The sequence below is a fragment of the Paraclostridium benzoelyticum genome (assembly GCF_001006285.1).
Classification (GTDB): domain Bacteria; phylum Bacillota; class Clostridia; order Peptostreptococcales; family Peptostreptococcaceae; genus Paraclostridium; species Paraclostridium benzoelyticum.
In genome coordinates, this window is record NZ_LBBT01000095.1 from 1 (window position 1) to 10,636 (window position 10,636).

11 protein-coding genes are annotated in these 10,636 nt (G+C 26.9%); 8 read left to right on the forward strand and 3 right to left on the reverse strand.

Annotated elements, in window-relative coordinates:
- Positions 1-154: 154 nt before the first annotated feature.
- Positions 155-1,228: a beta-N-acetylhexosaminidase gene (gene nagZ / locus VN21_RS04345; RefSeq protein ID WP_161794376.1), complete on the forward strand. Its 1,074-nt coding sequence runs from the start codon at positions 155-157 to the stop codon at positions 1,226-1,228.
- 45 nt (positions 1,229-1,273) lie between these two features.
- Here the strand turns inward: nagZ and VN21_RS04350 are convergent, their stop codons facing one another.
- Together VN21_RS04350 and VN21_RS04355 are read right to left on the reverse strand one after the other, a co-directional pair.
- Entirely contained in the window at positions 1,274-2,902 is a 1,629-nt protein-coding gene (locus VN21_RS04350) for a hypothetical protein (protein ID WP_046822217.1), read from the reverse strand.
- 116 nt (positions 2,903-3,018) lie between these two features.
- Positions 3,019-3,927, reverse strand: a complete 909-nt coding sequence (locus VN21_RS04355) for a hypothetical protein (protein WP_046822218.1) — start codon at positions 3,925-3,927, stop codon at positions 3,019-3,021.
- Positions 3,928-4,127: 200 nt separating this feature from the next.
- On the opposite strand from VN21_RS04355, the gene VN21_RS04360 reads away from it, so the two are divergent.
- The 7 genes from VN21_RS04360 to VN21_RS04390 all read left to right on the forward strand — a co-directional run bounded on the left by VN21_RS04360 (position 4,128) and on the right by VN21_RS04390 (position 9,662).
- Positions 4,128-5,150 (forward strand): hypothetical protein, encoded by a 1,023-nt coding sequence (locus VN21_RS04360; protein ID WP_046822219.1) that lies wholly within the window; start codon positions 4,128-4,130, stop codon positions 5,148-5,150.
- A 192-nt stretch (positions 5,151-5,342) separates the two neighbouring features.
- Entirely contained in the window at positions 5,343-5,597 is a 255-nt protein-coding gene (locus VN21_RS04365) for a hypothetical protein (protein ID WP_046822220.1), read from the forward strand.
- Positions 5,598-5,739: 142 nt separating this feature from the next.
- On the forward strand, positions 5,740-6,768 hold the full coding sequence (locus tag VN21_RS04370; RefSeq protein ID WP_046822221.1) for an ABC transporter substrate-binding protein: 1,029 nt from the start codon (positions 5,740-5,742) through the stop codon (positions 6,766-6,768).
- Positions 6,768-7,850 carry a FecCD family ABC transporter permease gene (locus VN21_RS04375; protein ID WP_046822222.1) on the forward strand — a complete coding sequence of 361 codons (1,083 nt, stop codon included), beginning with the start codon at positions 6,768-6,770 and terminating at the stop codon, positions 7,848-7,850. The genes VN21_RS04370 and VN21_RS04375 overlap by 1 nt, the downstream gene beginning before the upstream one ends.
- A complete protein-coding gene (locus tag VN21_RS04380; RefSeq protein ID WP_046822223.1) occupies positions 7,850-8,713 on the forward strand; it encodes an ABC transporter ATP-binding protein in 864 nt (287 codons plus the stop codon). The genes VN21_RS04375 and VN21_RS04380 overlap by 1 nt, the downstream gene beginning before the upstream one ends.
- A gap of 202 nt (positions 8,714-8,915) precedes the next feature.
- Entirely contained in the window at positions 8,916-9,326 is a 411-nt protein-coding gene (locus VN21_RS04385; protein WP_021430513.1) for a flavodoxin domain-containing protein, read from the forward strand.
- Positions 9,327-9,476: 150 nt separating this feature from the next.
- Positions 9,477-9,662 carry a hypothetical protein gene (locus tag VN21_RS04390; RefSeq protein WP_046822224.1) on the forward strand — a complete coding sequence of 62 codons (186 nt, stop codon included), beginning with the start codon at positions 9,477-9,479 and terminating at the stop codon, positions 9,660-9,662.
- 26 nt (positions 9,663-9,688) lie between these two features.
- Here the strand turns inward: VN21_RS04390 and VN21_RS04395 are convergent, their stop codons facing one another.
- Entirely contained in the window at positions 9,689-10,597 is a 909-nt protein-coding gene (locus VN21_RS04395; RefSeq protein WP_046822225.1) for a LysR family transcriptional regulator, read from the reverse strand.
- Positions 10,598-10,636: the final 39 nt, after the last annotated feature.

Sequence of the window (10,636 nt, forward strand, 5' to 3'; positions counted from 1 at the left end):
AGTAGTTATAATAAAAACTTATATAAAGATAAAGTTATATATATCTATTTATAAATACCTCAATATAAGGATGTGGTAAGGTGAAATGAAAAATAAAAAGTATTGTTTTTATAAGATGTCATTGTTAACTATTATCATAATATTAATTTTTTTTATGTTTATTAAAATTTCTACAACAGAATCAATGATCAATGAAAAAAATAAAAAATCTAATATTGATTATAAAATAGTGAACAAGCTAAAAAAAATGACATTAGATGAAAAGATAGGTCAAATGATATTAAGTGGATTTAATGGAACTTATTTTAATAAAGAGTTAAATACTTTAATAAATGATTTTAAAGTAGGTGGGGTCATACTTTTTTCAAGAAATATAGAAGACTCAAAACAGCTAAAAAAGCTGACTTCGGATATCATAGATATAAATCAAGATATTCCGTTGTTTATATCTATTGATGAAGAGGGGGGGAGAGTGAGTAGACTACCTAAAGATATAAAAAAATTTGAAAGCTCTAAATCTATAGGAGATAGAGGAGATGTAAAATATGCATATAAAAATGGAAGAGAAATAGGTGGAATTTTAAAAAAATACAATATAAATATGAACTTTGCTCCAGTGCTAGATATACATAGTAATCCTAAAAATACAGTTATAGGAGATAGAGCTTTTGGAGACAATGAAAAAGTTGTATCCAACATGGGAATAGCAACTATGAAAGGATTAAAGGATGAAAATATAATACCTGTAGTAAAACATTTCCCAGGACATGGAGATACAGAAATAGATTCACATTTAGGGTTACCTATAGTTGAAAAAAACTTAAAACAATTAAATGAGTTAGAGTTAATTCCTTTCAATAAGGCTATAGAAAATGGAGTAGGAGCGATAATGGTTTCACATATATTAATAAAAGAAATTGATGATAAACACCCAGCCACATTGTCTTACAATCTAATAAATGATATTTTAAGAAAGGATATGAAGTTTGAAAATATTGTAATAACAGATGATATGCTGATGAAAGCTATTACAGATTATATATCAATAGAAGAAGCTAGTGTAAAGTCTATAAAGGCAGGTACTGATATAATATTAATTGGAAGTGACGTAAATAAAACTAAATCTGTTATAGAAAGGATAAAATTGGCTGTAGCAAATAATGAAATTTCTGAAGGAAGAATAGATAGAAGTGTATATAGGATTTTAAAACAAAAAGAAACATTATAAACTAATAAAAATAACCTCATTTAATTTTAAATGAGGTTATTTTTATTAGTTTATAATGTTGATCTTATTTAATGTGTATATTGTTATATTCTCGTCGGCGTTATCTACAATCATAACTCCATTTCCAACACAGTTGATTTTTCCATTAATATTTTCAGAAAAATGGAGATGTTTATTTGAATTACTTTTAGTTATATTATTAATTACATTAGAAATGTTTTTATTTAAATAAACATCGTTTAACACATCACTGGTGTGTCTATTTAGGTTAATAGATGTAACAACAGGAGAGGTTATTATATTATTTATATGTGATATATCATCATAATCCATATTTTTTATACTATTTATAGTCTCAAAATTTTCCTTAGAAACTGCATATGTTTTTTCTGCTTCATTAGCTATATTTTTAATTGTTTTCTTTGTAGTTATTAGAGCATCACTCAATGCGATCATATCTTTAGCGTTACATTCTAATAAGTTATTATTATATTCAATATCTAGTGAACTTAAAACCTTACTAAACTCTTTGCTTAAATCTGATACTACACTTTTGAGCTGAGACTTAGAATCTATATTTCCAACTAAATTATTAACATTTTCATCAACAATAGTAAATTTTTTAAAACTAAGTTTCAATGGTTCAAATGATCCATCATCTAAAACAACACCTATATATCTTTCACCTGTGGGGTCAAGCATAAGTGGTTTCCCAGTTAATGACTTTTTATCTGAAAATTTGTTAATAGGATCTAAATCCAGAACTTCTACAGTCTTAGTTTCTATGATTTGAGTTTCTGAATCAATGTCAGATAAAATATTATCTATTTTAGATATAATTATATTAGATATTGAATCTATTTTATTTTGAACTATTTTATCGATTGCTTTAGTAGGAGTTTGATTTACTAATACATTATGATTTTTTATTTTTAAATCAGTTATAACATCAACATTTTCTGTTAAAATGGGTTTTGAAACTGCTACTTCACTTGAATTATTAGTAAGAACTAATTTTTTTTCTGTATCAATATTTTTTAAAATTTTTTTAGTAGTTTTTTTTATAGAACTTACTACATCTAAATAATCTGTATCTAAATTTATATCTTTTATTAAACTTTCCCTATTTACTAATAAATTTGTATCCGAATTTAAAACTCCTTCATAAAAAATATCTGAATTTAAGCTACTTTTAGTATTCGAGCATCCCTTATAACTTAAAGTTTTTATATTGTCTATATTATCTAATATGTAATCTTGAACATTATAATCAGTATTAAAACTGTTAAATGTGTTGTTAAAAGGTTTTATACCCATTGAGGGTGATGCTTCATTTAGAGGACAATGGTTTATATGGTTATAAGCTAGTATGTTTTCAAAGTTTTTTAGTAGCAGAGGCTTAAACTCTTTTAATATTATATCTTGTGTAAAAACTTTAAGTTTTACTATACTATCTAGGTTAATAGCTATATTGTTATAAACAATTACATCATCATTTATAGAAACTTCATCTTGCTTTGAGTTTGAGATATTAATTTTATTAATCAATCCATCCTCAGTTGTGATTTCAACAGGGATACAAATATAATTTTTTTCTCCCAAATAATAAGACAGAGTTTCTATTGTGCTAAAAATATCCATTATTGATCTAGCGGCAGAATTTTGGGCACACATATAAAAACCTCCCGTAAAAATATAAGTATTCATATACTATCTTTATGTAAAAATATAGAGTTTTATTACAAAATCTAGTAAAGACCTATATAGGTCTTTACTAATTTTTGTTAAATCTATTTATCGCACCACTCTTCATAAAATTCATGTGAATAGTGGTGACAATCACTATCACAGTCTAATCCGTGAAATGCTGTATATACAACAAGTTCATCTTTTACAGTTATATAGAATTTTTCTTTAATAGAAAGACAATCAAATATATTAGCAGTAAATGAACCATTAGAATACGTAGACTTAGGGATTACACACTTAGGAACTATTTCAAGTTGGAAATCAGCTTTAACATGTATGCAAGAGTCTACTTGAGGTAAGCAAACATTATTATATAATGTTATAGATCCATAAGTATTTAATGGTCCTGTATAAGGTGATACATCATGTTTTGCAATAAAAGGTACACATCCTATTTTCCCAAATAGTACATATTGATAATTAACAACACCAACATTAACAGATCCTTGAGCTAGATTAACTTTTCTTCCTTCATCACAGCATAAAAAGCTTGGAGATATATCTCCTGAATAGCTAGAATATAAAGGATCATTTTGAGTAGAGCAACTTAATTGAGACGTATTTGGAAGATCAATTCCAGAAGAATCTAATATTATTGGTAGTTCATCATTAGTAAATCCTATGCAATCATATTTTACTAAAACCTTTTCTATGCATACTTTATCTCCATCTTTATATGCATCTATAGGCCCATCAATATGGAATATAATATTAGATATTGCTCTTTCTTGTTTTTTACTAATGCACTTGAAGTCATATATTCTTTCCCCTAATATAGGAACGCAAGTTGCCTTACGTATATCAGGACATTTAAATTCCAAAGGATCGCAACATTTCATACAATCATTTTGATGTGGTTTTGGTGGATGTGTGCAACAGCAGTCATTCTCAGGTTTTTCTGGGTGGTGACATTCTGTACATACTTCATGATTAGTTTTATTTTCAGTCATGTTATATATTCTCTCCTATACATAATATATTTAAAGAGAAGATTTCTCTTTAATTAAATATATGAGAGAACAATATAGTGTGTTCCTTTTTTACAAATAAAATTTGTCTAAATTATGAATAAAATAAAGGATTTGTAATACACATAAATAAGATTTAAATATATAGACTAACTAAATGAATTAAAAAAAGGGGAGATAGTATGATTTTCAATGATACAAATATATTGATTAGAAAATCAGATGAAAATTTTATTGAATTTAATTTAGATTCTGGAATTAAATATAAAATTATCAAGAAAAATCTACAGGAAATATACAGTGAAGAATTGATGAATGGAAGTTTTTCATTTGTAGATATTTATATAGATGTGGATAATGAGGATAATGTTTACGGAATTTTAAATGATAAGCTAGGTAAAATTTGTAGCCTAAGCATAGAAGGGAATATTAAACTTGACACTATATTTAAGTATGACTATAAAAACTTTTATATAAAATTCCCGTATATAAAAAAAATTTTAAAAGAAAAACACTTAATTTATTATTCAATAAATAAAGAAAATCCTCTTATGTGTACATTAATACACATGTATATGTATGAAGATAAAGTTATAAAAAATAATATTGATTATATTCCATATAATATAATGAGTAATTTTGAGGTTGTTTGGAAAGATAATACACCTACTGTATTTTACTTGAAGGCAATAAAAGGACATGAGGAGTTGTTTATATCAACATACAATAATGAAAATTTCACATGGTCTAATCCATTAAAAGTAACTGAATCTAAAGAATCAAAGATATACTTGTCTGCATTAATTGATAAACATAGTAATTACCATTTAGTTTTTGCAGAAAATAACAAAGGAAAGTATTATTGCAAATATATAAAATTAAGATTATTTGATGATAAATTTGATATATTGAATTTACAAACTATAAAGACAAATACTATGTGTTTGTTTCCGCATTTGATAAATTATGAGGATATAATTAAAATTCAGTGGGGGGAGTATAACTGTGTTTATGAATGTAAATCTATAGATTTAGGAAATACATGGAGTGACATAGGAATATATGAAAATGAGTCTAGTTTTACTCTTAGGAGATATATATATAAATCAAATTACGAAGAAGATAAATTATATAAATTTTCAACTATATTTACAGATTCAGAAAAAGTTCAAAATGGAAATTATAGAATACAATATAGCATATAAAAAGTCAAAATCAAATGTACATTTAATATAAAATATTGTTATAAATGTAAAATAATGTAATTATATGTATAAAACTAAATTTTCCAAAAACATACATAAATCTTTACTATTATGCAAAAACATAATATAGTATAAATTAAGAATGAAAACGTTAGTTACTGAAGTAACTAAAACATTATAGGGGGACAAAATATGTTTTTACAAAGAAATTTTAGATTACATCATAATCCACATGTAAATGGATGTTGTGGGACTTGTGGGTCTGATGAACACGAACATGCTCATGAACATACTCACAATCACTTACACGATCATGAACATGTAAATGGATTAGGGCATGATCATAACCATGAAGATGGATTTACAGGGGTTCATTCACATGATCATAATCATACACATGAGCATGGGCATGACCATAATGGGGAACATGAGCATAGACACGAGTAAAAATTAGATATTATGAAATAGAAGCCATGAAGGTTTTACTTAAGAAAAAGGTCTGTTTTTGTACCTTTATTTAAGTGACTTCATGGCTTTAATATTTTTTAGGGATAATTTACTAAACATATGAAAAATGGGGGAAATTAAAATGATAAAAAGTAAAAGTTTAAAAAAGTTTATAGCATTAATGGCTATAGCAGGGTTAACACTTAGCGTTGTAGGCTGTTCATCAAACAACAATAAAGAATCTAAATCATCAGATACAAAAGTCGAATCAAGTAATTTTAAAACAGTAGAGTATGTTTATTCAGATGGAGCTAAAGATTATAATGTAAAAGTTGATGCACCAAAACAAAAAGCAGTTACATTGTCTCAATTCATGACAGAAATGTTATTAGCACTTGATTTAGGGGATAGAATGGTTGGAACGGCTCTTTTAGATAACCCAATACTTCCACAATTTGAAGCTGCGTATAAAAAAATACCTGAGCTTAAAGTGGGAGAAGGTCACTCTATATCAAAAGAATCTTTTGTAGCTACTGGGGCAGATTTTGTTAGTGGATGGGATTCTTCTATTAATGAGCAAACGACAGGATCTCCTCAAGAACTTATAGATAAAGGGGTAGCTCCTTTTATGGCATCAGCATATAAGCCAGATGCAACAATAAACAATGTATATGATGACTTTAACTTACTTGGAAAAATATTTGGAGTAGAAGATAAATCTACTGAAGTTGTAAATAAAATGAAAAGTGATATAAAAGTTGTAGAGGATAAAGTTGGAAATGTCAAGGAAGAAGATAGAGTTAAAATGATGGTTTATGACTCTGGAGAAAAAGATGCAATGGTAGTTGGATCAGGACTTGCGAATAACTTAATAGAAATAGCTGGAGGAAATAATGTATTTGGAAAGGATGCTAAAAAGCCTTATATAAATGTTTCTTGGGAAAGTATAGTACAAAAAAATCCAGAAGTAATACTAGTAACAGATTTCTTAGCTGGACAACCTGTTCAAGAAAAAATTGATTATTTAAAATCAAATCCAGCACTTAAAGATGTACCTGCTATAAAAAATAATAAAATATATGTAGTTAAGTTAGCTGACTTATCTCCAGGTGTTAGAAATCCAATGGTAATAGAAGAAATGCACGGATACTTCTATGGAGATAAAAAATAATGCAAGTTTCGGTTGAAAATAAAAGAAGCCTTTCTAAAAAGAAAGGTTTCTTATTTTGGGTTATAGCTTTAACTATAATATTAGCAGGTACAATAGTTGGGGCAATAGCAGTTGGAAGTACTTATATAGAACCTGGTGAGGTATACAAAGTATTACTTAATAGAGTGACAAATGGAACATTATTTAGCGGTGTAGGCGAAGTTATGACTCAAAATATAATATGGGAAATAAGATTTCCTAGAGTGATTTTAGGCGCAATATGTGGAGCAGGGCTTGCAATATGTGGGGTTTTAATGCAGTGTGTAACAAAAAATCCAATAGCAGAGCCTTATATACTTGGAATATCTTCAGGAGCTTCTTGTGGAGCAGTTTTTGTTATAGTTTTAGGTGGAGTATCAAGTGTAGGAATAAATAGTATAACTAGTGGGGCGTTTGTAGGGTCATTATTATCTGGAGTACTAGTTTTTGCAATAGGAACTCAAATGGGTAAAACTACGTCAACTACGAGGCTTGTACTTACAGGTATGGCTATTTCTACTATATTTTCAGCATTAACAAACTTACTTATATATTCAGCTAAAAACTCAAATCAGGCTAAAAATGCATTGTTTTGGACTGTAGGTAGTTTAGGTGGAGCTAAATGGGATGTATTGTTAATTCCATTTTTAGTATTAATAGTTGTTATGATTGTAGCATTTACAATGTCAAAATCTTTAGATATCCTTCTTTTAGGAGATGATAGTGCGATAATACTTGGAATAAATGTAAAATTAATAAAATCAATAATACTAATATTGGCAACACTTTTAACATCTACTCTGGTTGCAATAACTGGGGCTATAGGATTTATAGGATTAGTAGTTCCTCATATATGTAGAACTATAGCTGGAAGTGATCATAAAAAACTTATAGTTTTATCTGCACTTATAGGATCTATATTTTTAATTGCATCGGACGTTTTAGCTAGAGGACTTTTCCCTCCAGTAGAAATACCAATAGGTATAATAACATCCTTAATAGGTGGACCATTCTTCTTATATCTGATTTCTAAGAAAAATTATACATTTGGAGGAAGAGACTAATGTTTAAATTACAAGTTAAAAATTTGGAATTTAGTATAGATAAAAAAGAAATTTTAAAAGATATATCATTTGAAATACCTAAAGGATCGTTTGTTGGAATTATTGGACCAAATGGATCAGGAAAATCTACTATATTAAAAAACATATATAGACTGTATAAGCCAGATAGTGGGCAGATACTACTTGATAATAAAAATTTACTTAATATGAAAGATAAAGACTGTGCAAAAGAAGTAGCAGTTTTAGCTCAAGAAAGTAACTCTCAATTCGATTTCACTGTAGAGCAAATTGTAAAAATGGGAAGGTACCCATACAAATCTGTATTTGAAGATTATTCAAAGAAAGATTTAGATATGGTTACTGATATGTTAAAACGAGTAGGGCTTGAAGATTATGTTGGAAGAAGTTTTTCAAACCTTTCTGGAGGAGAGAAACAAAGAACTTTAATTGCAAGAGCATTAGTTCAAGATACTGAATTTTTGATTTTAGATGAGCCTACAAATCATTTGGATATAGGCTATCAAATACAGTTAATGGATTTAGTAAAAAGCTTAAATATAACTACTTTATCGGCTATACATGATATGAATATGGCTTCTATGTATTGTGATTATCTAATTGTTATGAAAGATGGAAAAATAAAAAACTGTGGAAGCGTTAAAGAAGTTATAACTGAGGAAATGTTAAAGGAAATTTTTGGTGTAAATGCATATGTAGGTGTAAATCCTATGAATAATAAATTGCAGGTATCATTTATGCATAGTCACTCACACATAAACGGAATTGGACATGATCACATACATGAAGATGGATTTACAGGAGAGCATGAACACTTCCATAAGCATGCAGCATATCAAGGATAAAATAAACTCTAATTTAGAGTTTATTTTTTTATTTATATACACAATTTAATCAATGAGATGTACTATATATGTTATGTTATATATATAACATGGAATTTTTCGTGAAAATGGTTGCAAAAAGATGGTTAATAGTATATAGTATAACATATAAGAAATAAAAAATATCAATAATATATACTATATATTGGTGGAGGTAGTGTTAATGTGTACTTTAATAGCTTATGGGAGTAATAATGGAATAACTAAAAACTTAGCAATGTCTTTATCAGAAAAATTAGACTCAGAAGTAGATGTAAGAAATACAAAATATAATTCATCTTTTTACTTAGATAAATATGAGAATGTGTTAATAGGAATAAACCTAGAAGATGGAGAAATTTCAACTGAAATTCAAAGATTTATAGAAAATAACATAGAAGAGTTTAAATTTAAGAAATTAGGATTTTTCACAGTAAATAAAGATGAAAAACAAATAAATTATATCGATAATAATCTACCAAAAGAATTTACAGGACTTATAAATTTTGAAGAACATTTTAAAAAAGAAGATGAAGAAAAAATTTATAATTTTGTAGATGTTTTAAATAATAATTTAGCATTAGCTTATAATTAATAAAATAGCCCATTGTAATATTAACAAAATATATATTTAACAAAATCACTAGTTATATGGAAAACATATATCTAGTGATTTTTATTTTTTTAAAGGGTAATATATATTATAATAAAATTGAGTTAAATTATATTTTTAAGGAGAAAATAAATGGGAAGATTATTAGAACTAAATATGGAGTCCGATGCATTAGAGCTTGCAAGAAATTTTTGTAGGGATAATGATTTAATGCTTTTAAGCAATAACATAGAAGACGATAGCTTACTTGTAATGGATAGAAGCTGTAATACAAAAAGGATATATATAAAGAATGATGAGTGGTCAATAACAAAATAAAAAATAGGAGTGTATACTCCTATTTTTTATTTTGTTATTAAATCTATAAATTCACTTGCTATAGATGAAATTGGAGAATCAATAAGTTTAATCCAACCAAGTGTAATTTCTGGTAAGACATCAATATTGACATAACGACCTTTGTGAGAGCTATCAAAATACAATTTTGTATAACTATTTTCTAATTTTAGTATTATAGTTGCAGCATTTACAGATTCCATTGTATAAATTAAGGCTCCATAGTCAGATACAAGTATATTATTTTTAAAAGATAATTTATTTTTATAAAAATCATTTGAATACAAAGCATTATAGTCATCATGATTACATGTAACTAATGGGTATTCAAATAGATCTTCAATTACTAATTTTTCTTTATTAAATAGAGGGTGGCTATCTAATATATAACCATGTAATTTACCAGAAGTTAGAGGATTAAATTCAATATTTTTAGATTTAAAAAGTTTATTCCATAAATCCATGTGTTCATTTGATATAGATATTATCCCAATATCTGATTGTTTTCTTACAACATCATCTAAAACTTCAAAGTAGTGAGAATGCTTAATTTTAAAATTAGTAATATTGCTATTATAATTTGAATGAAGAGCTAAAAAATTATCCATTATGTAAGAAAATGATTGAGTAGATAAAGAAAAATTAATAGGAGTTAATGAATTAGAATTTGATCCTATTGAATTGATATTTTCTACGTCTCTACAAATTGACTCAGCGTATTCTAAAAATTGAGCACCCTTATTTGTAACAGAAACACCTCTAGGAAGTCTTTGAAAAATTTTAAATCCAATATCATCCTCTAAATTCTTTATAGATGAGCTTAAATTAGGCTGAGTTAGAAGTAAATTTTTAGCTGCTTTAGATATAGATCCACATCTTGCAATTTCAAGAGCGTATACAATTTGTTCAAGTTTCATATTAATCCTCCAATCGTAAGTATAAATATTATTTATATA

Excerpts from the sequence above, each read along its gene's own strand:
- nagZ (WP_161794376.1), top strand. The coding sequence starts at position 155 with ATGTTTATTAAAATTTCTACAACAGAATCAATGATCAATGAAAAAAAT.
- VN21_RS04350 (WP_046822217.1), bottom strand. The coding sequence starts at position 2,902 with ATGTGTGCCCAAAATTCTGCCGCTAGATCAATAATGGATATTTTTAGC.
- VN21_RS04355 (WP_046822218.1), bottom strand. The coding sequence starts at position 3,927 with ATGACTGAAAATAAAACTAATCATGAAGTATGTACAGAATGTCACCAC.
- VN21_RS04360 (WP_046822219.1), top strand. The coding sequence starts at position 4,128 with ATGATTTTCAATGATACAAATATATTGATTAGAAAATCAGATGAAAAT.
- VN21_RS04365 (WP_046822220.1), top strand. The coding sequence starts at position 5,343 with ATGTTTTTACAAAGAAATTTTAGATTACATCATAATCCACATGTAAAT.
- VN21_RS04370 (WP_046822221.1), top strand. The coding sequence starts at position 5,740 with ATGATAAAAAGTAAAAGTTTAAAAAAGTTTATAGCATTAATGGCTATA.
- VN21_RS04375 (WP_046822222.1), top strand. The coding sequence starts at position 6,768 with ATGCAAGTTTCGGTTGAAAATAAAAGAAGCCTTTCTAAAAAGAAAGGT.
- VN21_RS04380 (WP_046822223.1), top strand. The coding sequence starts at position 7,850 with ATGTTTAAATTACAAGTTAAAAATTTGGAATTTAGTATAGATAAAAAA.
- VN21_RS04385 (WP_021430513.1), top strand. The coding sequence starts at position 8,916 with ATGTGTACTTTAATAGCTTATGGGAGTAATAATGGAATAACTAAAAAC.
- VN21_RS04390 (WP_046822224.1), top strand. The coding sequence starts at position 9,477 with ATGGGAAGATTATTAGAACTAAATATGGAGTCCGATGCATTAGAGCTT.
- VN21_RS04395 (WP_046822225.1), bottom strand. The coding sequence starts at position 10,597 with ATGAAACTTGAACAAATTGTATACGCTCTTGAAATTGCAAGATGTGGA.